This is a genomic window from Aeromonas finlandensis (assembly GCF_000764645.1).
GTDB lineage: Bacteria > Pseudomonadota > Gammaproteobacteria > Enterobacterales > Aeromonadaceae > Aeromonas > Aeromonas finlandensis.
In genome coordinates this window covers 14,917-36,493 of sequence record NZ_JRGK01000286.1, presented here as the reverse complement: position 1 = coordinate 36,493, position 21,577 = coordinate 14,917, and the positions used below count along the sequence as shown (strand labels likewise).

Below are 21,577 nucleotides of genomic sequence, written 5' to 3'. Positions count from 1 at the left end.
TTTCATTTTGCAGCGGTGAGTGACCACTGGCTTATAGCCACTGATCGCCCTCTTCCGGCTCCGGCAGCAGATCCGGATTGATCTCCCCCGGAATGCGCTTCTCTTCATCGGCCCATTCGCCGAGATCGATCAGCTGGCAGCGCTTGCTGCAGAAGGGGCGGAACGGACTCTGCGGGCCCCATTCCAGCTCGGTTTGGCAAGTCGGGCACTTGACCTTGGTAACCATGGCTACTCCTTAGCAGCAGGCGAGCTGGAACGGCACATCGCCAATCGGCTGTTCTGCGGTGGGCAGAAAGCGCAGGGCGAAGCGGTTCTTGTGACCGCTCAGGGTCGGGTAGCAGAACAGATTGCCCGGCAGCTTGATGCGGATAAGCTCGGCACTCTCGGCGGTATCCTGAAAGAAGCCGTTGCTGGCGACCTGTTCAGTGAAGCTGCCTGACTCGCGCCACAGCCCCAGCAGCAGGGTGATGGCATTCATCAGCAGGTTGATGTCACTCAGCCAGCCCTGCATCTGTTGGTGCCGTGCTATGGCCGGGGTTCCGAGCCAGTGGTGCAGTTGCGGCACATCGAAGGCACACAGGCCACCGGGGATGGAAAAGCGCTGGCGGATGGAGCCGAGCAGGCGATCCTCTTTCAGGCGGGCACCCGGGCGTGGCGAGTTGAGCAGGTTGCGGGAGAGCTGGCTGCTCTCTTGCTGCATCTGTTTGATCTGCTCTAGATCGACGTCGGGCAGGCTGGCCCAGTGGCTCAGACGCTGGCCGAGACGCTCCAGATCCTTGATGAGGTCGGCGCGCAGGTCGCCGCGCTCCAGCAACTCCTGCAGATCGAACAGCCCCTTGAAGAAGGCGATATGTGCCCAGGATTGTTCACTCTCCAGATTGTCGCGGATCTGGGAAAACAGGGACTCCAGACGAAGATAGGTCCGGCTTTTTTCATTGAGGGGGAAATCGTAAATCATGCCTAATCCTGGCCAGCCATAAACCGGCCTAGTGTACTCACACTTGGCGGGCTTGTTGAGAGGCAATTGCCAGATATGTCTCGTGCAGCGCCAAAATCCGCGTTTTAATCGCCATTTCGCTGCCATTGTGGTTTTCGATGACATCATCCGCCGCGGCGAGGCGCTCCGACCGGCTCGCCTGGGCGGCGATGATGGCCTTGGCCTGCTCGGCCGATACCCCATCCCGGTGGCAGGTGCGCTCAATCTGGGTGGCTTCATCCACATCGATCACCAGCACCCGGTTGGCGAGGCCAGTGAGTTTGTTCTCCACCAGCAGCGGCACGACCAGCAGGCAATAAGGTGAGCGTGCCTCGGCACACTGGCGCTGCATTTCGCTGCGAATCAGCGGATGGAGCAGGGCATTGAGCCACCCCTTGGCCTGTGGGTCGCTGAAGACCCGCTCGCGCAGGGCGCGACGATCGAGTTGGCCGCTCGGATCAATCACATCCGGGCCAAAATGGTCGGCGATGGCAGTAAGGGCTGGGGTGCCTGGCTCAACGACTTCGCGGGCGATCACATCCGCATCCACCACCTCGATACCCAGCTCGGCAAACTGGTTGGCGATAGTGGTCTTGCCGCTGCCGATACCACCTGTGATAGCAACTACATACATGGGGGCCTCTTGCTCAAAGCAGGGTAGAGAGATACCAGCGGGTGATGGTATCGCCCCATAGCAGGGCGATCCAGCCCGCGATGGCGAGGTAGGGGCCGAAGGGGATGGGCTTGCCCTGATGATGTTTTTGCAAGGCGATCAGGCTGATGCCGATCACGGCACCGACCAGAGATGAGAGCAGCAGAATTATGGGCAGCGCCTGCCAGCCGAGCCAGGCGCCCAGTGCCGCCAGCAGCTTGAAGTCACCATAGCCCATCCCCTCCTTGCCGGTTAGCAGCTTGAAAGCCCAGTAGAGGCTCCAGAGCACCAGATAGCCCGCCATTGCACCGATCACGGCATCCGCCAGCGGCACGAAGCCACTTGCCAGGTTGAACAGCAGCCCGCCCCACAGCAGTGGCAGGGTGAGCTGGTCGGGCAGCAACATCTTGTCGAGATCGATAAAGGTGAGGGCGACCAGCACCCAGGTCAGCAACAGGGCGGCCAACGTACCCCAGCCCGGCGTTATGACCATGGCTACGGCCACCGAGAGCAGGGCGGTCAGCAGCTCTACCAGCGGATAGCGGGCCGAGATGGGGGCCTGACAGTCGCGGCAACGCCCTTTGAGCCAGAGCCAGCTCAACAGCGGGATGTTCTCCAGCGCAGTGATGGCGTGGCCACAGTGAGGACATGCGGAGCGGGGGACCATCAGGTTGTAGCGCTCTGGCGCAGTGGCCTCCTCATCGGGGGCGAAGTAACTGCGATACTCGGCCTGCCACTCCCGCTCCAACATGATGGGCAGGCGGTGGATCACTACGTTGAGGAAGCTGCCGATCATCAGGGAGAAGAGAAAAACCAGCGAGAAGTAGAGCCAGGGCAAGCTGTGAGCCAGCTCGAGAAGAAGTGTCATAACCAACCGTCAGTTATTGAATGAGGGGGAGGGCATGGTTGTGGTGCCATGCCCTGATAAATCAGCCTACCACGTCGCCAAGCTTGAAGATGGGCAGGTACATGGCGATAACCATGCCGCCGACCAGCACCCCGAGCACCACCATGATGAGGGGTTCCAGCAGGCTGGTGAGGCCATCGACCAGATCATCCACCTCCTGTTCGAAGATGGTGGCGACCTTGGAGAGCATATCATCGATGGCACCGGACTCCTCACCGATCATCACCATCTGGATCACCATGTCGGGGAAGAGATCGACGGTGCGCATCGCCACGTTGATCTGCATGCCCGCCACCACCTCGTTGCGGATGGCCATTACCGCGGTGCGATAGACATAGTTGCCGGAGGCGCCTGCCGCCGAAATCAGCGCATCCACCAGCGGGATACCGGCGGAGAAGGTGGTAGACAGGGTGCGGGCAAAACGAGCCATGGCGGCCTTGTGCAGGATCATCCCGACCACCGGGATGGTGAGGACGAACTTGTCGGTATTGTCTTTCACCTTCTGGGAGGCGCGCCAGGCTCGTACATAGAGGAAGATGCCAAGGGCCGTGCCACCAAAGAAGACATACCACCAGTTCTGCATAAAGCGGGAGATGCCGATGACAAACTGGGTGAACACCGGCAGCTCGGCGCCGAAGCTCTTGAAGATATCTTCAAATTGCGGAATGACGAACAGCAGCAGGATGGAGGTCACCACGATGGCGACCAGAATGACCATGGTGGGGTAGAACATCGCCTTCTTGATCTTCGACTTGAGTGCTTCCGACTTTTCCCGATAGGTGGCGATACGGTCGTAGATGGTCTCCAGCGCACCGGATTGCTCACCGGCTTCCACCAGATCGCAGTAGAGATCATCGAAATAGAGGGGGTGGCGGCGCAGCGCCTCCGACATGGGAGTACCGGTCTCCACATCGGCTGCAATCTGCCCCATCAGCTCGCGCATGGAGGCTTTCTCGTGGCTGCGGGCTATGATCTGCAGGCTCTGCACCAGCGGGACACCGGCGGAGAGCATGGTGGTGATCTGGCGGGAGACGATGGCGATATCCATCGGTTTGATCCTGGCGCCGCCTTTGGAGAAAAGTCCCTGGGATTTCTTGGCTACCTTGGTGACGTTGACCCCCTGCTTGCGCAGTTCGGTCTTGACGGTGTTGATGCTGTCGGCTTGCAGTTCGCCGGAGACTTTCTGCCCCTTGCGGTTTACCCCGTGCCAGCGGAAGGCGAAGACTTTCTTGGGGGCATTGTTCTTTTTCGTTAGGGTTGCCATCTTTGCATCCTGCAATGGGGTTGGTTGTCAGAGCCGGGCTCTGTGCGTTACCAACCTGGTCAAGGTGCCCGACTGGCTTGATGCCTGCGGGGTACTTATCGGGTAGGGTGGTACCTTCTTGGCGCCAACCCGGTAACTTGAATGTCTGATTACTCTATTGCCGGGGCTATCATCCGTTCTGTATTCGTGGGTGACAGCCCCTTTGCCAACCGAACCGGTAGAACGCTGCACCACGTGAATTAGTTGGTGGTGACCCGGTTGACCTCGGCCAGACTGGTGACCCCTAGCCGGGCCTTCTCAAGTCCGGAGGTGCGCAGGGTACGCATTCCCTCTTTTTGCGCGATAGCGGCGATCTGCAGGGAGTTGGCGCCTTGCATGATCAATTTGGCGATGTTCTCCGACATCAGCATGATTTCGTAGATGCCGACCCGTCCCTTGTAGCCGCCCGAGCACTCTTTGCAACCGACCGGTTTGAACAGTCGCAGTCCGGCCGCCAGTTGCTGCGGCGTAAAGCCCAGTTCCAGCAGTTCGGCTTCCGGCACCACTTCCGGCGCTTTGCAGTGGTCGCACAGTTTACGAGCCAGCCGCTGGGCCATGATCAGGGTTACCGAGGAGGCGATGTTGAAGGCGGGCACCCCCATGTTCATCATCCGGGTCAGGGTCTCGGCGGCGGAGTTGGTGTGCAGGGTGGATAGCACCAGGTGGCCGGTTTGCGCCGCCTTGATGGCGATTTCGGCGGTTTCGAGATCGCGGATCTCCCCCACCATCACCACATCCGGGTCTTGCCGCAAGAAGGAGCGCAGGGCGCTGGCGAAGGTGAGCCCCGCCTTGGGGTTGACCTGCACCTGGTTGACGCCGGGCAGGTTGATCTCCACCGGATCTTCGGCGGTGGAGATGTTCACCTCGGTGGTGTTGAGAATATTGAGGCCGGTATAGAGAGAGACCGTTTTGCCCGAGCCGGTGGGGCCGGTCACCAGGATCATCCCCTGTGGTTTGGAGAGGGCGCGCAGGTATTGCGCCTTCTGCCGGTCATCAAAGCCGAGTTGCTCGATATTGAGGCGCGCCGCCGAGGAGTCGAGCAGACGGATAACGATCTTCTCCCCCCACATGGTGGGCAGGGTGTTGACCCGCATATCCATCGACTTGTTGCGCGACAGCTTTAGCTTGATGCGGCCATCCTGTGGCAGCCGCCGCTCGGCGATATCGAGTCGCGCCATTACCTTGAGGCGGGCGGAGAAGCGATTTGAGAGGTTGACCGGCGGCGTAGCAATTTCGTGCAGAATGCCGTCGATGCGAAAGCGCACCCGATACTTGAACTCGTAGGGTTCGAAGTGCAGGTCGGAGGCGCCGCGCTTGATGGCATCCATCATGATCTTGTTGATGTACTTGACGATGGGGGCATCGTCATCTGTGGTATTGACGCTCTCGTCGAGTCGGGAATTTTCATCCGAGACTTCCAGCTCGGAGATCTCCGATTCGTCGATATCTTCCATGCCGAGAGCATCGTTTTCACTCTCCAGCAGCTTGCCGATGGCGGCGGTGAGTTTGTTCTCCTCTACCAGCAGCGCTTCGGTATGAAGGCCGAAGCTAAAGCCAAAGTCCTCCAGGGCCGAGACATTTGTCGGGTCCGACATGGCGATATAGAGGGTGTGGCCCTGGGTGTAGATGGGCAGTACGTGATGTTTCTCAATCAGTTTCTGATTGAGGTACTTCTGCGGGATCTCGGCCAAGTCGAAGGCGGCAAGATCCAGCAGAGGTACCCCATACTCCAGCTCACAGAAATCGGCGAGGGCCTTGCTGTCTAGGATGTCGTTCTCTATCAGAAATGTCACAAAGGGTTTGCGCTGGGCCTTGGCCTGGCTCAGATAGCGCTGGGAATCCTCTTCACTGATCAGTGAAGAGGCGGCCAGGCTTAACGCCAGGCCGCTATTAGGGCTAGAGGTCATGTATCTATCAGCAAACACCTGCTGCGGCACATGTACCGGCAGAGCCAGAAGGATTTGGTGTCCAGACAACATTTCCATTGGTTGTATCGCCAACAAGCACATAGTTGTAGTTGGTCGATAGATTTTGTGAGGTGGCTGTAATTTTAAACTGGCTAGCTGCTGTTGGACCTGCGGCCAAAACTACGCTCGCTACACTACCGGCAGCGCTGGGGGCATTAGGAATACCATTGGCCCCTTGAGCTTGGCAGCTAGTTACTGCCCCTGTGCTCTGAAAGCACAATTCGACAGCAGTTTTAACGGGTCCGGTTGCAGCAATTACTTCAGAAAACTTCGCCTTTTGTGTGTATGTCTGATACGCCGGCAGTGCTACCGCCGCCAGAATGGCTACGATCGCGACCACGATCATCAGTTCAATAAGGGTAAAACCCGATTGTTTCTTCATTTCAAATGTCCTTTTATCCTTGGTTCCTGGGAAGTGCCGGTAGAAAACCATCCGCACGTCAGTATCTTATCCGAGCTGTCAGGGGTGGCAACAGAGATTGCAGTCTTTGTTAACCACTTTTCTATCATTTACCAAAAACATGATAGAAATCATAAAACAAGCGGCTTCTATCGACTCTTTTTTATCGCCGGGTCAGGCCCATCATCACACTCCTTTGCTGAGAGAACCTGCATAAAGAAAAGGCGCCTATGGCGCCTTTTGCAAGTTGTTTATCCGGTTAGGTCGAGTATTTGCTCAATCTTAAGTGGTTCGCCTTACTGCTGGATAAAGCGCATCGAGAGATCGAGAGCCCGCACATGCTTGGTGAGCGCCCCGACAGAGATAAAATCGACGCCGGTGGCGGCAAATTCGGCCAGAGTGTCGAGGGTGACATTGCCGGAGACTTCCAGCTTGGCGCGCCCCTGATTGATGGCGACGGCTTCCCGCATCATGGCCACATCGAAGTTGTCGAGCATCACGATATCGGCCTTTGCCGCCAGCGCCTGCTCCAGCTCTGCCAGTGTTTCGACTTCTACCTCGACCGGTTTGCCGGGATTGAGGTGACGAGCCTCATTGATCGCTTCGGCGATGCCGCCACAGGCGAGGATATGGTTCTCTTTGATGAGGTAGGCGTCATAGAGGCCGATGCGGTGATTCTTGCCGCCGCCGCAGGTGACCGCGTACTTCTGGGCGGTACGCAGCCCAGGGATGGTCTTGCGGGTGTCGAGCAGGCGGCAGTCGGTGCCCTCCAGCTCAGCCACATAGCGGGCGGTGAGGGTGGCGACGCCGGAGAGGGTCTGGACAAAGTTCAGCGCATTGCGCTCGCCGGTCAGCAGCAGGCGGGCAGGGCCATGGAGGCGGAACAGCTCCTGATTGGGGGCGAGCATTTCGCCATCCTGCACCTTCCACTCCACCTTCACCTCGCCGCCCAGCTGCGCGAACACTTCATCCACCCAGGGTTGGCCGCAGAACACGCCAGCTTCGCGGGTGATGACCCGGGCGCTGGAGGTCCGGTCTGCCGGGATCAACTGGGCGGTGATATCGGCGCTGGCGTCCGGTTGGTCCAGCGTAGTGAGGGCATCGCCCAGATCTTCGAGTAGTGCGGCGCGCACGGCGCGGCTGACATCCTGTTGAAACATGCCTTATTCCTGCAAGGGTCTGAGCAGCAGTTGCCGCTCCTTTTGAACCAGCTCCAGCCGACCGAGGGCGTTCATGCCAACCAGCACTTCGTCACCGTCTGCCGCCGGATTGATAAAGATGGCCAGATCGTACAAGGTCAATGGCCCCATCGCCAGCGTTTCGATAGTGCCGTTGCCGACCCGGATCTGCCCTGCGGCGGTATTGGCCTGGCTGCTGCCATGAGCCGTCAGGCCGAGCCGCTCGGCAACCTGCTGCGGGATAGTGATGCGTGTGGCGCCGGTATCGAGCAGCAGTTGCACCGGCTGACCGTTGATGGCACCCTCCAGACGATAGTGGCCGCTCTGGTCGGCCCGCAGCAGCAGCTCGCCGCTGGCGGTGACGCTCGGTTGCGAGCGGGAGTGGAAGTAGAGGGTCAGCAGGCCCATCAAAGAGAGCCAGGCCAGTAACCACATCCAGCGTGCCGTGTGCTGCATACCCCATCCATATCGAGCGGAAGATGACTCAGCCTAACATACAATTTCCCGTTGATTCAGCGAGTTGGTGCCAGGTTGTCTATCAGGTATCGTCATCTTTTCGCCATTAATCAGCCAACTCGAGTAGCCGATGATTCAACTCGCTCCGCAACCTCACTTTTCTATCGATGCCGCTGGTTGGTGCCAGCAGGCGCGCCAGGTGCTCTCTCCTCATCACAATGAACGGGCCGCGCCGGACGATATCTCCCTGCTGGTGGTGCATGGCATCAGCCTGCCGCCGGGGGAGTTTGGCGGCCCCTTTATCGACGATCTCTTTATGGGGCGGCTCGACCCTGATGCTCACCCCTATTTTGCCGGTATCCATCAGTTGCGGGTCTCGGCCCACTGTCTGATCCGCCGTGATGGCGAGCTGGTGCAGTATGTGCCGTTTGGCGCGCGCGCCTGGCATGCAGGTGTCTCGAGCTGGCAGGGGAGGGAGGCGTGCAATGACTTCTCCATCGGCATCGAACTGGAAGGGACCGACGAGACCCCCTATACCGAGGCCCAGTACCGGGCGCTGGTGGGGCTCACCCGAGCCATTTCAGTGCGCTATCCGGCGATTACCCACGAAAAAATTGTCGGCCATTGTGACATAGCGCCAGGGCGCAAAACGGATCCTGGTGCCAGTTTTCAGTGGGATTATTACCGGCAGTTACTAAACAGCTAAAGTAATTATTAAAATTTAGTTTGGGTTTTAAAATCAATGGCTTGCCGATCTGGCAGGCCATTTTTGTCTCTGGTTGCGCAGATGTTATCTGTGAGCGCCATCAAGAATATTGGTCAGACCATTTTCTATGAGCTAAATCATGTTTAGCCTGTTTTACCCCTTAAGGGGTGGGGTCGATTCTTGATGCAGATCATCTTTTGAGTGGACTTTTCAAAAGGCCTCTGATAATTTTCGCCCCATCCATGAAATTGGTAATACCAATTTAACAAAGTAGCCTCATGCCCTATCGCAAGATTACGCAACCCAAGTTGGCCGACTCCATTGTCGCCGAGCTGGAACAGATGATTCTGGAAGGCAGCCTTCAGCCGGGGCAGAAATTGCCTCCCGAGCGGGAACTCGCCATCCAGTTTCAGGTATCGCGCCCCTCCCTGCGCGAAGCCATCCAGCGGCTGGAAGCGCGCGGGTTGCTTTATCGCCGTCAGGGCGGCGGCACTTATGTGCAGAATGCCCTGAGCAAGGGGATCGCCGATCCCCTGTTCGAACTGCTCAGTACCCATCCGGAAGCTCAGTATGACCTGCTGGAGTTTCGCCACGCGCTGGAAGGCATCTGTGCCTACTACGCGGCCTTGCGGGGAACCGGGTCTGATTTCGAGCGCATTCGTCAGGTGCAAAGCACCATCGAAGAGGCGGGCCAGTTGGGCTCGCTGGTGGCCGAGTCGGCAGCCGTGACCCAGTTCTATCTGGCGGTGGCCGAGGCGTCCCACAACGTGGTGCTGCTGCACCTGCTGCGGGCCATGAGCCCGATGCTCGAGCTGAACATTCTGCAAAATAACGAGATTTTGAATCGCCGCCCGGGAGTGGTAGCCAAGATACGTCGCCATCGAGCGAATCTTATCGAAGCTATTCTTTCGGGGGCTCCGGAGCGGGCCAGAACAGCTTGTCATGAGCATCTGGCCTTTATCGAGGACACCTTGTTGGATATGCAGAGGGAAGACAGCCGGATCCAGCGATCCATGCGTCGGATCCGTCAGCAGGAAAACTAATCCCACAAGGCTTTATTGTCGAATGCTTGCGCCCTTCGCCGTGCAATGCCGTGCAATCACAACAAAATAGGAACCAGCCATGTCTGATATCCTGAAGAACGATGTGGACCCGATAGAAACGCTGGAGTGGCTTGCCTCTCTGGAATCCCTGCTGCGTGAAGAGGGTCCGCAACGCGCTCAGTTCATCCTTGAACAGTTGGCCGAGAAAGCCCGTGTAAGCGGTGTGGACGTGGCTGCCAAGGCAAATCGCGATTACATCAACACCATCCCGTCCAGCGACGAGCCGGACTACCCGGGTGACCTGGAGATGGAACGCCGCATTCGCGCCATCATCCGCTGGAACGCCATGATGATCGTGCTGCGCGCCTCCAAGAAAGACCTGGACCTGGGTGGTCACATGTCTTCCTTCGCTTCTTCTGCGACCATCTATGATGTCTGCTTCAACCACTTCTTCCGTGCTCGCAACGAGAAGGATGGTGGTGATCTGGTCTACTTCCAGGGTCACATCTCCCCGGGCATCTATGCCCGTGCCTTCGCTGAAGGTCGTCTGACCGAAGAGCAGCTGGACAACTTCCGTCAGGAAGTGGACGGCAAGGGTATCCCTTCCTACCCGCACCCGAAACTGATGCCGGACTTCTGGCAGTTCCCGACCGTATCCATGGGTCTGGGCCCCATCGCTGCCATCTATCAGGCTCGCTTCCTGAAGTACCTGACCGACCGTGGTATCAAAGATTGCTCCGAGCAGACCGTTTATGCCTTCCTGGGTGACGGCGAGATGGACGAGCCGGAAGCCAAGGGTGCCCTGACCGTTGCCGTGCGTGAAAAGCTCGACAACCTGGTGTTCGTGGTCAACTGCAACCTGCAGCGTCTGGATGGTCCGGTTGTTGGTAACGGCAAGGTCATCAACGAGCTGGAAGGCCTGTTCGCGGGCGCCGGCTGGGATGTCACCAAGGTCATCTGGGGTCGCAAGTGGGATGAGCTGCTGAAGAAAGACACCTCCGGCAAGCTGATCCAGCTGATGAACGAGACCGTGGACGGTGACTACCAGACCATGAAGTCCCGTGACGGTGGTTACATCCGCGAGCACTTCTTCAACCGTTATCCGGAAACTGCCGCGCTGGTCAAAGACATGACCGACGAGGAGATCTTCGCTCTGAACCGCGGTGGTCACGATCCTCGCAAACTGTTCGCTGCGTTCAATAAGGCGACCCAGACCAAGGGCAAGCCGACCGTTATTCTGGCCAAGACCATCAAGGGTTACGGCATGGGTGAAGCGGCTGAAGGCAAGAACATCGCTCACCAGGTCAAGAAGATGGAGCTGGACTCCGTGCGTCACCTGCGTGACCGCTTCAACCTGCCGGTGGCCGACGAGCAGCTGGCCGATCTGCCTTACCTGAAGATCGAAGCCGGTTCTGCCGAGCACAAATACCTGCACGACCGTCGCGCCGCCCTGAAAGGCTATCTGCCGACCCGCCTGCGCGAAAGCACCACCAAGCTGGAAATCCCGGCGCTGGATGCCTTCGGCCCGCTGCTGGGTGAGCAGGCGCGCGAAATCTCCACCACCATGGCGTTCGTGCGTTCCCTGAACGTGATGCTGAAAGACAAGTCCATCGGCAAGCGCATCGTGCCGATCCTGGCTGACGAAGCCCGTACCTTCGGTATGGAAGGTCTGTTCCGCCAGATCGGAATCTACAGCCCGCACGGTCAGCAGTACACCCCGCAAGACCGCGACATCGTCTCCTACTACAAGGAAGACAAGCAGGGTCAGGTTCTGCAAGACGGTATCAACGAGCTGGGCGCCATGTCCTCCTGGCTGGCTGCTGCGACCTCTTACAGCACCAACGACTGCCCGATGATCCCGTTCTACATCTACTACTCCATGTTCGGCTTCCAGCGGATCGGCGACATGGCGTGGGCAGCCGGTGACCAGCAAGCCCGTGGCTTCCTGCTGGGTGCGACCTCCGGTCGTACTACCCTGAACGGCGAAGGTCTGCAGCACGAAGATGGTCACAGCCACATCCTGGCGAACACCATCCCGAACTGCATCTCCTACGACCCGTCTTACGCCTATGAAGTGGCGGTGATCGTACAGGACGGCCTGCGCCGCATGTACGGTGAGAACCCGGAGAACGTGTTCTACTACATCACCACCCTGAACGAGAACTATGCCATGCCGGCCATGCCGGAAGGCGCCGAGGAAGGCATCCGCAAGGGTATCTACAAGCTGGAATCCGTCGCCGGTGCCAAGGCGAAAGTTCAGCTGCTGGGTTGTGGTTCCATCCTGGGTCATGTGCGCACTGCCGCCCAGATCCTGGCGACCGAGTACGGCATCGGTTCCGATGTGTTCAGCGTCACCTCCTTCAACGAGCTGGCCCGTGACGGTCAGGACGCGGATCGCTGGAACATGCTGCACCCGACCTCTGAAGCGCGTGTTCCCTACATCGCTCAGGTACTGGGTTCCGAAGCCACCATCGCTGCGACCGACTACATGAAGTCCTTCGCCGATCAGGTTCGCGCCTTCGTTCCGACCGAGAACTACCGCGTGCTGGGTACCGACGGTTACGGCCGTTCCGACAGCCGTGCCAACCTGCGTCGTCACTTCGAAGTGAACGAATTCTACGTGGTGGTTGCTGCTCTGACCGAACTGGCCAAGCGCGGTGAAATCGACAAGCAGGTTGTGGCCGACGCCATCGCCAAGTACGGCATCGATGCCGACAAGGTCAACCCGCTGTACGCGTAAGAGGATCAAGTGTCGTGCCGGGACTCGCTGCCCGGCACGACCTTGCAAAGGTTAACGCGAGAGACGCGTGACAGCAGTCAGTCACGCGGATGCACGCAAGAGGATAAAGCACAATGTCCAAACAGATTATGGTGCCGGATATCGGCGCCGATGAAGTTGAAGTCACCGAGATCATGGTGGCCGTGGGTGACAAGGTCGAGCTGGACCAGTCCATCATCGCGGTAGAAGGCGACAAGGCCTCCATGGAAGTACCGGCGCCGTCTGCCGGTATCGTCAAAGAGATCCTGATCAAGGTGGGTGACAAGGTTGCCACCGGTTCCCAGATCATGATTTTTGAAGCGCAAGGCGCTACCGCCCCTGCTGAAGTGGCTGCACCGGTTGCTGCTGCTCCGGCCGCCGCACCTGCCGCTGCCGTGCGCAAAGATGTGCACGTACCGGACATCGGTGACGACGAAGTGGACGTGACTGAAATCATGGTCGCCGTGGGCGACATGGTTGAAGCTGACCAGTCCATCATCGCCGTGGAAGGTGACAAGGCCTCCATGGAAGTCCCGGCACCGTTCGCAGGCCGCGTGGTCGAAATCAAGGTTGCCGCTGGCGCCAAGGTCTCTACCGGCTCTCTGGTGATGGTCTTTGAAGTGGCTGGCGCTGCGCCAGCTGCCGTTGCTGCTCCGGCCCAGGCCGCTGCGCCCGTGGCTGCTGCCCCGGTTGCCGCTGCTGCCAAAGAGGTCAACGTACCGGACATCGGTGGCGACGAAGTGGAAGTCACCGAGATCATGGTTGCCGTGGGTGACAAGGTTGAAGCCGACCAGTCCCTGATCGCCGTGGAAGGTGACAAGGCCTCCATGGAAGTGCCAGCACCGTTCGCCGGTGTGGTCAAAGAGATCAAGGTGAAGGCGGGTGACAAGGTCTCCACCGGTTCCCTGATCATGGTATTCGAAGTGGCTGGCGCTGCCCCTGCTGCCGCACCGGTTGCTCAAGTTGCCGCTCCGGTCGCTGCAGCCCCCGTTGCTGCTGCTCCGGCACCGGTTGCTCAGGCTGCTGCCGCTGCGACCGATTTCGTTGCCAACGATGCTTACGTGCATGCTTCCCCGGCAGTACGCCGTCTGGCGCGCGAGTTCGGCGTCAACCTGGCCAAGGTAAAAGCCTCCGGTCGCAAGGGCCGCATCGTCAAAGAAGACGTGCAAGCCTACGTGAAGGATGCCATCAAGCGCGCCGAGTCTGCTCCGGCTGCTGGCACCGGTACTGGCAACGGCATGAGTGTGCTGCCGTGGCCGAAGGTCGATTTCAGCAAGTTCGGTGATGTGGAAGAGGTCGATCTGACCCGCATCCAGAAGATCTCCGGTCCGAACCTGCACCGCAACTGGGTCATGATCCCTCATGTCACCCAGTTCGACGAAGCCGATACCACCGAGCTGGAAGCGTTCCGCAAAGAGCAGAACGCGATGCTCGAGAAGCAGAAGTCGGACGTGAAGATCACCCCGCTGGTGTTCATCCTGAAAGCCGCCGCCAAGGCGCTGGAAGCTCACCCGCGCTTCTGCAGCTCTCTGTCCGAAGATGGCAGCAAGCTGATCATGAAGAAGTACATCCACATCGGTGTGGCGGTGGATACCCCCAACGGTCTGGTTGTGCCCGTGGTGCGTGATGTTAACAAGAAGGGCATCATGGAGCTGTCTCGCGATCTGGCAGAGATCTCCAAGAAGGCCCGTGCCGGCAAGCTGACCGCTGCCGACATGCAGGGCGGTTGCTTCACCATCTCCAGCCTGGGTGGCATCGGCGGTACCAGCTTTACCCCGATCGTCAACGCGCCGGAAGTGGCCATCCTCGGTGTCTCCAAGTCTGAGATGAAGCCGAAGTGGAACGGCAAAGAGTTCGCGCCGCGCCTGATGCTGCCGCTGGCTCTGAGCTACGACCACCGCGTGATCGATGGTGCTGATGGCGCTCGCTTCATCACCACCATGAATGGCGTACTGTCCGACATTCGTCGACTGGTCCTGTAAGTGAGAGGGCGGGCCCAGAGCCTGCCCTTTTTACTTCTCATTTCATTAACATGATCGTAAACTTGCCCCGTTTTTTTCACGGCTGCAGCGGCCTCTTGTTTTGTAACAAAAAGAAGGCTTAAGACTGCGCTGTCCGGGGATATAAGAACGACAAAGAGGTCATGATGAGTAAAGAAATCAAAACTCAGGTTGTAGTACTGGGTGCTGGCCCTGCCGGTTATTCCGCTGCTTTCCGTGCGGCTGATCTGGGTCTGGATACTATTATCGTCGAGCGTTACTCCACCCTGGGTGGCGTCTGCCTGAACGTGGGCTGCATCCCCTCCAAGGCGCTGCTGCACGTAGCCAAAGTGATTGAAGAAGCCAAGGCGCTGGCCGAGCACGGCATCGTCTTCGGTGCGCCGCAGACTGACATCGACAAGATCCGTCTGTGGAAAGAGAAGGTTATCAACCAGCTGACCGGCGGTCTGGCTGGCATGGCCAAGATGCGTAAAGTGCAGGTTGTTAACGGCTTTGGTAAATTTACCGGCCCGAATACCCTCGAAGTGACCGGCGAAGACGGCAAGACCACCGTTACCTTCGACAACGCCATCATCGCTGCCGGTTCCCGTCCGGTGAAGCTGCCATTCATCCCCCACGATGACCCGCGCGTATGGGACTCTACCGATGCGCTGGAGCTGACAACCGTTCCCGGCAAACTGCTGGTTATCGGTGGCGGTATCATCGGTCTGGAGATGGGTACCGTTTACTCCTCTCTGGGTTCCGAGATCGACGTGGTGGAATTTGCCGACCAGCTGGTTCCGGCTGCCGACAAAGACATCGTCAAGATCTACACCAAGCGTGTCGCCAAGAAGTTCAACATCATGCTGGAGACCAAGGTCACCGCAGTTGAAGCTCGTGAAGATGGCCTGTACGTCTCCTACGAAGGCAAGCACGCTCCGGCCGAGCCGGTCCGTTACGACAACGTGCTGGTTGCCGTCGGCCGTGTGCCGAACGGCAAGATGCTGGATGCCGAGAAGGCTGGCGTTGCCGTGACCGAGCGCGGTTTCATCGAGGTGGACAAGCAGTTGCGTACCAACGTGGCTCACATCCACGCCATCGGTGACATCGTTGGTCAGCCGATGCTGGCCCACAAAGGTGTTCACGAAGGTCACGTTGCCGCCGAAGTCATTGCTGGCAAGAAGCACTACTTCGACCCGAAAGTGATCCCGTCCATCGCCTACACCGAGCCAGAGATGGCGTGGGTGGGTCTGACCGAGAAAGAGGCCAAGCAACAAGGTCTGAACTTCGAAGTCGCCACCTTCCCGTGGGCTGCTTCCGGTCGCGCCATTGCCTCTGATTGCTCCGACGGCATGACCAAGCTGATCTTCGACAAGGAGAGCGGCCGCGTCATCGGTGGTGCCATCGTCGGTACCAACGGTGGTGAACTGCTGGGTGAAATCGGTCTGGCCATCGAGATGGGTGCGGACGCCGAAGATATCGCGCTGACCATCCATGCTCACCCGACTCTGCACGAGTCTGTGGGTCTGGCTGCCGAAGTGTTCGAAGGCTCCATCACCGACCTGCCGAACGCCAAGGCCAAGAAGAAAAAGTAATTTTCTTCCCCCGCTAGCCTGAAAAAGCCGCTCAATCGAGCGGCTTTTTGTTTTTCTCCGCACCGCTTTGACTTTTCTCAGGCCACATATGCTAAAGGTAGGTTTTGGCGCTAATGAGAGAGAACCCATGCTAGAGGCACCCATTCCACCCGATGAGGCATTGCGACTGGACACCCTGCGGCGGCTCTCTTTGCTTGATTCCGAGGCCGAGGAGCGGTTTGACCGGCTGACCCGCATGGCCCGGCGAGTGTTCAATGTCCCTATCGCGCTGGTGAGTCTGGTGGATGAAGATCGCCAGTGGTTCAAATCCTGTATCGGATTGGAGGTCAGTGAGACCGCGCGGGATATCTCATTCTGCGGCCACGCGATCATGGGTAATGAGACCTTCATCGTGCCGGATGCTTCGCAGGATCCCCGCTTTGCCGACAATCCGCTGGTGGTGGGCGGGCCCGGCATCCGTTTCTATGCCGGACAGCCACTGCAGATCGCCAACGGTTGCAAGCTGGGTACGCTCTGTATCATCGATACGGTGCCGCGGGAATTGAACGACGAGGATGTGGGTCTGCTCAAGGATTTGGCGGCGATGGTGGTGCGGGAGCTCGAAGCGGTGCAGCTGGCCACCATTGATGAGTTGACCCGGATCTCCAATCGGCGCGGGTTCGTGATGCTGGCAGAGAAGAGTCTCTCGCTGGCCAGTCGCCTGCAGATGCCACTGGCGTTGCTCTATCTGGATCTCAATGGCTTCAAGGGGATCAATGATCGATGGGGGCACGCGGAAGGGGATCGGGCCCTGATTGCCTTTGCCACGCTGCTCAAGCAGGCTTTTCGCGGCGCAGACGTGTTTGCCCGCATCGGCGGCGATGAGTTCGCCGTCCTGCTGCCCAATGTGGTGGAGGCGCAGGCGCAACTGGCCTATGAGCGTTTCAATGCCATGTTGGCCGAGCACAATCAGCGCAGTGGTTGCGGTTATGCGTTGGCCTGCTGTGCCGGGATTGTCAGCTATGACGGGCTCGGCAGTGTTTCGCTGACTGAGCTGCTCACCCGTGCGGATGAACTGATGTATCAGCGCAAGCGGGATGCCAAGCGCTGACGGCTATGCGGTAAGAGAAACAACAGAGAGCGCCACGGCGCTCTCTGTTGTTGATGGCTCAGATCAAGGTGCGGGTCATAGCCGGAAGTTGCCAACCAGCTTGTCCAGCTGGCCGGAGAGCTGCTGCAGGCTGCGGCTCGACTCGGTCAGCTGGTGGGCGATATCGGCGGTCTCCATGGTGAGCTGGTTGATATCCTCCACGTTGCGGTTGATCTCGCCCACCACGCTGGACTGCTCCTCGGTGGCGGTGGCGACTTGGATGTTCATGTCGTTAATCTGGGTGATGTGGGCGGTGATATGGCCGAGGGCGGCGTTGGCTTCATCGGCCTGTGCCACGGCCTCCAGACTCTGGTTACGGCCTTGCGCCATGGCGCTGACGGCGCGGGCACTCTGCTCCTGCAAGCGGTTGATCATCCCCTGGATCTCGGCGGTCGAGGCGGCAGAGCGGTTGGCCAGATTGCGCACCTCGTCAGCCACGACTGCGAAACCGCGACCCTGTTCACCGGCGCGAGCGGCCTCGATAGCGGCGTTCAGTGCCAGCAGGTTGGTCTGCTCCGAGATGCTGCGGATGGTGTCGAGGATGCTGCCGATGGAGTCGGTTTGGCTCGCCAGTGACTCGATAACCCCTGACACCTGCTCAATCTCGCCGGAGAGTCCGACGATGCCGAGGCGCGCCTGCGCCACCACCACAGCTCCCGCATCGGCCTGATCGTTGGCCTGTTTGGCAACGTCTGCTGCTTGCGAGGCATTACCGGCAATCTCGCTCACCGTCGCCCCCATCTCGTGGATAGCGGTGGCCACCTGCACGGTGCGGTCGCGCTGGGCGGTACAGTTGTGCTGGGTCAGCTGCGCCTTGTTGGCCACCTCGTTGGCGGTGTTGGCGAGCTGGCGGGAGTTCTCGGCCACCTGCTCGATGGAGGCATGGATCTTGGCGACGAAGTTGTTGAAGCCGGTGGCTACCTGACTCAGTTCGTCACGACCTTCCACCTTGAGACGCTGGGTGAGATCCCCATCGCCGCTGCCCAGCTCCTTGAACAGGCGGGCCAGCTCGTTGAGCGGACGACTGACCGAGCCTGCCAGCAGCATCCCCATCAGCCCCATGGCCAGCGCAATCACCAGCGAGATCATCAGGATATCGTTGCGGGTCTGATCCAGCTCGGCATAGATCTCGGCTTCCGGCACCTGGGCTACCAGATACCAGTCGAGCAGCGGGATATAGCTGCTGGCCAGTACCATGGGCTCGCCGTTCACTTCGGCGTTGATGACGGCAAAGGGACGCTTGGCCAGCAGGCTGCCGGTATCACCGCTGGCAATGCTGCCAAGGGTGTCACGCTCGATGCGGTTGGCCTCGGGGTGCAGCTTCACCTGGCCGCTGCCATCGATCATAAAGACGATCCCGCTCTGTTCCAGCCGGAAGTTGGAGATCATGGTCACCATGGTGTCGAGGGATTTGGCAAAGCCAGCCATACCACGGCCATTGAGCTGCTGGAAGTTGACGTACAGCTTCATCTCTCCGTTGCTCTTTTCGCGGTAGGTGCGGATGGCCATCGCCTTCTGCCCCTGGGTGTAGTCAAAAAACCAGGCATCCCGCGCGGGCGTCATGTTACGTAGAAAGCCGTCCTGGTTGTAGTAGGCGGCGGTCTGACGATCAGCGAAGGAGGCCGTCACCAGACCATACTGGTTGGCTACATCCTTGAGCTGGTTGATGAGGATGGGCTCCTGCTCCTTGGGCATGCCCCGATCCACCCAGTCGAGGATGAAACGGTCGGTGGCCAGTTGCTGAGCCGCCTGAGCGATGCTGTGGAGATCTTGTTCAATCTCCTTGCTGATCCGCTGGGTCAGGTTGGGCAGCTCCTGCTCGAACATTCGTTTTTCGATCAACTGCTGGGCCGAGCGTTGACTGAAGTAGCCCACCAGCAGGCAGGAGACGACCACGGCCAGGGTGACCGTAGCCAGTATTTTCTGTTTGAGAGTGAGGGTTGCCAGCATAAGGTTCTCAAAAAGTTGAGGATTGACGATTCTTATATTAGCGGTCGCACAGCCCCGCCTATGTGGCAGGTGGGCCTTTATTTGCAGATTGTGTTTGCGCTCACTCAGGCGACGGCTCGCCCTTCCTGCGTGCTGGCCATTTTGGATGCGGATTGACGGTTGCGCTAACTGCCCGGCCCCTTATAGTAGAGGCCATCCTTGGTGACTGACCCCCTGAATAATATGGAAAATATGATACGCAGCTTTGGTGCGGGATGGACCCGTCTGCTTTTGGTGATCCTGGCGGCTTGTCCGATGTTGGTCATGGCGACACAAGGGGAGCGACCGAAAATTGCGGTGGTACTCAGCGGTGGCGGTGCCAAGGGGTCGGCCCATATCGGCATCCTCAAGGTACTGGAACAGAAGCGGATACCAGTCGACATCATCGTCGGCACCAGCATGGGCTCCTATGTGGCGGGGATGTACGCCATGGGGCTCAGTGCCGAGGAGGTGGAGCGCACCACCCTGGCCATCGACTGGAACAAGGGGTATCAGGACAAGGTTGGCCGTGATGAGCTCTCCCTGCGCAAGAAGCAGCAGAACGAGCAGTATCAGCTGCGCACCGACATCGGGGTGAATGGTGACACCACCCAGCTGCCGGACGGGTTCTTCCAGGGCCAATCCATGGCCAGCCTGTTGCGGGGGGCCACCTCCAACCTGCCGGTACAGCAGAGTTTCGACGATCTCCCCATTCCCTACCGCGCCATGGCGACTGACATGGAGACAGTCACCCCCTTCGTGCTGGATCACGGTAGCCTCGCCAAGGCGATGCAGGCCTCCATGTCCATCCCCGGCGCGCTCAAGCCGGTGGAGTGGGAGGGCCACATCCTGGCGGACGGCGGCAGCGTCAACAACATGCCGGTGGATGTCGCCAAGGCGATGGGGGCCGACGTGGTGATCGCGGTGGATATCGGTGCCAAGCTGCGTACCCGGGAGTCCCTCAAATCAGGGTTGGCCATGGTCGACCAGCTCACCACCTACATGACCCAGGTGGGCACCGACAAGCAGAAGGCGCTGATGGGGCCCAAGGATATTCTGCTGGTGCCCGAGTTTGGTGGCATGGGGATCGCCGACTTTGCCCGCATGCCAGAGGGGATCAAGATCGGTGAGGCGGCAGCCGACAAGGCGTCGCTGCAACTCGATCGGTTGTCGCTCACCAAGGAGCAGTACAACGCCTATCGCAACCAGAAGCTGAGTCGCCGCGCCGAGCGCAGCGGTCAGCCCGCTTACTTCATCGACAAGGTGGAGATCATCAACAAGTCGCGCCTCTCCGACGAGACGGTACGCGCCATGCTCAAAGTGCGGCCGGACAAGGTACAGACCAACGAGAGTCTGGAGGCGGGGATTCGTCGCCTCTATGCCCTTGAGTCCTTTGACCGCATCACCTATGAGGTGGAGGAGCGGGATGGGGAGAACGTGCTGGTGGTGGATGCCAGCGAGAAGAACTGGGGGCCGGGTTATCTCAACTTCCAGTTCGGCTTCACCGACGACTTCGAGAACACCTCCAACTACAACGTCGGCATGTCCTACACCCTCACCAACGTCAATGACTGGGGCGCCGAGTGGCTGACCGAGGCGTCGCTGGGGACCGCCAAACATATCAAGACCGACTTCTATACGCCGCTCGAACCCTCCCAGACCTTCTATGGCGAGGCGAGTCTGGCCTATGACCAGACCCTGCGCCGCCTGTTTTTCCCCAATCCGGATCCCGAGACGGTCGCGATAAGCTATCTCGACTCCGAATACTCCTTCTTCAGTGCCGATTTGGCGGTGGGCTGGAACCGCCAGCCCTGGAGCCGGCTGTCGATGGGGCTGGAGGGACAACTGGGCACGATTGATGTGAAGAACGTCAAGGGGCTCGAAATGGATGCCACGGCGTGGGGCCCCTATGCCCGCTTTGAACACGACAATCTGGATAGCCGCTATTTCCCCTATCAGGGGGTGAAATGGGACATGAAACTGGGCCACTCCCACGTCAGTGTGGATGGACTCGAGTCGGCAGATGGCCGCAGTGAAGGCTGGAATTATCACCTCTCCATGATCAAGCCCTGGTCCTGGGACAGGCACAGTCTCAACCTGATGCTGGAAGGGGGGGGCTCTGGCAGTGAAGAGGTGGTGCCGCTGCATATTCAGGATCTGGGGGGGCTGTTCCGTCTCTCCGGCTTCCAGCGCTATCAGCTGAGCGGTCGCTACAGCCTGTTTGGTGGGCTGCGCTACATCTATCGGGTGGCGGACAACGACTTCGGCGCCCTCAAGATGCCGCTCTATCTGGGGGGATCTATCGAGCAGGGCGGGGTCTGGAACAAGGGTGAGGATATCAGTCTGGAGAGCTCGTTTACCGCCGGATCCGTCTATGTCGGGGTGGAGAGCTTCCTCGGCCCGGTGTTCCTTGGCTACGGCATGGCGGAGGGGGGCAATGACGTCTTCTATCTGCAATTGGGCAGTACGTTCGAATAATGCCGAAATGATGCCAATTTGTTAACTCTGGTTGTGGTCGGCCAATAAATTTTCAAAAAATACCAGCCTGTTTAATTGGTTA

The 21,577-nt window shown here is 59.1% G+C and carries 17 protein-coding genes; 7 read left to right on the top strand and 10 right to left on the bottom strand.

The annotated features are described in order from the left end of the window. Positions 1 to 31: 31 nt before the first annotated feature. The 9 genes from yacG to LD28_RS0117020 all read right to left on the bottom strand — a co-directional run bounded on the left by yacG (position 32) and on the right by LD28_RS0117020 (position 7,839). A complete protein-coding gene (gene yacG / locus LD28_RS0117060; protein ID WP_033138127.1) occupies positions 32 to 226 on the bottom strand; it encodes a DNA gyrase inhibitor YacG in 195 nt (64 codons plus the stop codon). 9 nt (positions 227 to 235) lie between these two features. Continuing rightward, positions 236 to 958, bottom strand: coding sequence for a cell division protein ZapD (zapD, locus tag LD28_RS0117055; RefSeq protein WP_033138126.1), 723 nt, complete (start codon positions 956 to 958; stop codon positions 236 to 238). Positions 959 to 995: 37 nt separating this feature from the next. Continuing rightward, positions 996 to 1,610 carry a dephospho-CoA kinase gene (gene coaE, locus LD28_RS0117050; protein ID WP_033138125.1) on the bottom strand — a complete coding sequence of 205 codons (615 nt, stop codon included), beginning with the start codon at positions 1,608 to 1,610 and terminating at the stop codon, positions 996 to 998. A 13-nt stretch (positions 1,611 to 1,623) separates the two neighbouring features. Beyond that, a complete protein-coding gene (locus tag LD28_RS0117045; protein WP_033138124.1) occupies positions 1,624 to 2,496 on the bottom strand; it encodes a prepilin peptidase in 873 nt (290 codons plus the stop codon). A 61-nt stretch (positions 2,497 to 2,557) separates the two neighbouring features. Then, complete coding sequence (locus LD28_RS0117040; protein WP_033138123.1) at positions 2,558 to 3,799, bottom strand: type II secretion system F family protein; 1,242 nt, start codon at positions 3,797 to 3,799, stop codon at positions 2,558 to 2,560. A 239-nt stretch (positions 3,800 to 4,038) separates the two neighbouring features. Further along, positions 4,039 to 5,745 carry a PilB family type IVa pilus assembly ATPase TapB gene (tapB, locus tag LD28_RS0117035; protein WP_033138122.1) on the bottom strand — a complete coding sequence of 569 codons (1,707 nt, stop codon included), beginning with the start codon at positions 5,743 to 5,745 and terminating at the stop codon, positions 4,039 to 4,041. Positions 5,746 to 5,752: 7 nt separating this feature from the next. Then, positions 5,753 to 6,187 (bottom strand): pilin, encoded by a 435-nt coding sequence (locus tag LD28_RS22605; RefSeq protein WP_033138121.1) that lies wholly within the window; start codon positions 6,185 to 6,187, stop codon positions 5,753 to 5,755. 314 nt (positions 6,188 to 6,501) lie between these two features. Continuing rightward, the gene (nadC, locus tag LD28_RS0117025) at positions 6,502 to 7,365 is read right to left on the bottom strand and encodes a carboxylating nicotinate-nucleotide diphosphorylase (RefSeq protein WP_033138120.1); all 864 of its coding nucleotides are present in this window, start codon (positions 7,363 to 7,365) and stop codon (positions 6,502 to 6,504) included. A gap of 3 nt (positions 7,366 to 7,368) precedes the next feature. Then, positions 7,369 to 7,839, bottom strand: a complete 471-nt coding sequence (locus LD28_RS0117020) for a retropepsin-like aspartic protease family protein (RefSeq protein WP_033138119.1) — start codon at positions 7,837 to 7,839, stop codon at positions 7,369 to 7,371. 130 nt (positions 7,840 to 7,969) lie between these two features. Between LD28_RS0117020 and ampD the strand changes: the two genes are divergently transcribed. The 6 genes from ampD to LD28_RS0116990 all read left to right on the top strand — a co-directional run bounded on the left by ampD (position 7,970) and on the right by LD28_RS0116990 (position 17,010). Beyond that, positions 7,970 to 8,545 carry a 1,6-anhydro-N-acetylmuramyl-L-alanine amidase AmpD gene (gene ampD / locus LD28_RS0117015; protein WP_033138118.1) on the top strand — a complete coding sequence of 192 codons (576 nt, stop codon included), beginning with the start codon at positions 7,970 to 7,972 and terminating at the stop codon, positions 8,543 to 8,545. 278 nt (positions 8,546 to 8,823) lie between these two features. Continuing rightward, positions 8,824 to 9,588, top strand: coding sequence for a pyruvate dehydrogenase complex transcriptional repressor PdhR (gene pdhR, locus LD28_RS0117010; RefSeq protein WP_033138117.1), 765 nt, complete (start codon positions 8,824 to 8,826; stop codon positions 9,586 to 9,588). A gap of 79 nt (positions 9,589 to 9,667) precedes the next feature. Beyond that, positions 9,668 to 12,328, top strand: coding sequence for a pyruvate dehydrogenase (acetyl-transferring), homodimeric type (aceE, locus tag LD28_RS0117005; RefSeq protein WP_033138116.1), 2,661 nt, complete (start codon positions 9,668 to 9,670; stop codon positions 12,326 to 12,328). A 113-nt stretch (positions 12,329 to 12,441) separates the two neighbouring features. Beyond that, positions 12,442 to 14,328: a pyruvate dehydrogenase complex dihydrolipoyllysine-residue acetyltransferase gene (gene aceF, locus LD28_RS0117000; protein ID WP_033138115.1), complete on the top strand. Its 1,887-nt coding sequence runs from the start codon at positions 12,442 to 12,444 to the stop codon at positions 14,326 to 14,328. A gap of 164 nt (positions 14,329 to 14,492) precedes the next feature. Then, entirely contained in the window at positions 14,493 to 15,920 is a 1,428-nt protein-coding gene (lpdA, locus tag LD28_RS0116995; protein WP_011707561.1) for a dihydrolipoyl dehydrogenase, read from the top strand. Positions 15,921 to 16,047: 127 nt separating this feature from the next. Next, on the top strand, positions 16,048 to 17,010 hold the full coding sequence (locus LD28_RS0116990; protein ID WP_033138114.1) for a GGDEF domain-containing protein: 963 nt from the start codon (positions 16,048 to 16,050) through the stop codon (positions 17,008 to 17,010). A gap of 75 nt (positions 17,011 to 17,085) precedes the next feature. On the opposite strand, the gene LD28_RS0116985 is transcribed toward LD28_RS0116990, so the two are convergent. Next, positions 17,086 to 18,999 (bottom strand): methyl-accepting chemotaxis protein, encoded by a 1,914-nt coding sequence (locus LD28_RS0116985; RefSeq protein WP_033138113.1) that lies wholly within the window; start codon positions 18,997 to 18,999, stop codon positions 17,086 to 17,088. Positions 19,000 to 19,233: 234 nt separating this feature from the next. Here LD28_RS0116985 and LD28_RS0116980 point away from each other — a divergent pair, with 234 nt between their 5' ends. Continuing rightward, a complete protein-coding gene (locus LD28_RS0116980; protein ID WP_033138261.1) occupies positions 19,234 to 21,495 on the top strand; it encodes a patatin-like phospholipase family protein in 2,262 nt (753 codons plus the stop codon). The last annotated feature ends 82 nt before the right edge of the window (positions 21,496 to 21,577 follow it).

Bases quoted from the DNA above. Each gene is read 5' to 3' on its own strand.
- zapD (WP_033138126.1), bottom strand. From the start codon at position 958: ATGATTTACGATTTCCCCCTCAATGAAAAAAGCCGGACCTATCTTCGT.
- yacG (WP_033138127.1), bottom strand. From the start codon at position 226: ATGGTTACCAAGGTCAAGTGCCCGACTTGCCAAACCGAGCTGGAATGG.
- LD28_RS0116990 (WP_033138114.1), top strand. From the start codon at position 16,048: ATGCTAGAGGCACCCATTCCACCCGATGAGGCATTGCGACTGGACACC.
- lpdA (WP_011707561.1), top strand. From the start codon at position 14,493: ATGAGTAAAGAAATCAAAACTCAGGTTGTAGTACTGGGTGCTGGCCCT.
- ampD (WP_033138118.1), top strand. From the start codon at position 7,970: ATGATTCAACTCGCTCCGCAACCTCACTTTTCTATCGATGCCGCTGGT.
- LD28_RS0117020 (WP_033138119.1), bottom strand. From the start codon at position 7,839: ATGCAGCACACGGCACGCTGGATGTGGTTACTGGCCTGGCTCTCTTTG.
- LD28_RS0117045 (WP_033138124.1), bottom strand. From the start codon at position 2,496: ATGACACTTCTTCTCGAGCTGGCTCACAGCTTGCCCTGGCTCTACTTC.
- coaE (WP_033138125.1), bottom strand. From the start codon at position 1,610: ATGTATGTAGTTGCTATCACAGGTGGTATCGGCAGCGGCAAGACCACT.
- aceE (WP_033138116.1), top strand. From the start codon at position 9,668: ATGTCTGATATCCTGAAGAACGATGTGGACCCGATAGAAACGCTGGAG.
- nadC (WP_033138120.1), bottom strand. From the start codon at position 7,365: ATGTTTCAACAGGATGTCAGCCGCGCCGTGCGCGCCGCACTACTCGAA.
- tapB (WP_033138122.1), bottom strand. From the start codon at position 5,745: ATGACCTCTAGCCCTAATAGCGGCCTGGCGTTAAGCCTGGCCGCCTCT.
- LD28_RS0116985 (WP_033138113.1), bottom strand. From the start codon at position 18,999: ATGCTGGCAACCCTCACTCTCAAACAGAAAATACTGGCTACGGTCACC.
- LD28_RS22605 (WP_033138121.1), bottom strand. From the start codon at position 6,187: ATGAAGAAACAATCGGGTTTTACCCTTATTGAACTGATGATCGTGGTC.
- aceF (WP_033138115.1), top strand. From the start codon at position 12,442: ATGTCCAAACAGATTATGGTGCCGGATATCGGCGCCGATGAAGTTGAA.
- pdhR (WP_033138117.1), top strand. From the start codon at position 8,824: ATGCCCTATCGCAAGATTACGCAACCCAAGTTGGCCGACTCCATTGTC.
- LD28_RS0117040 (WP_033138123.1), bottom strand. From the start codon at position 3,799: ATGGCAACCCTAACGAAAAAGAACAATGCCCCCAAGAAAGTCTTCGCC.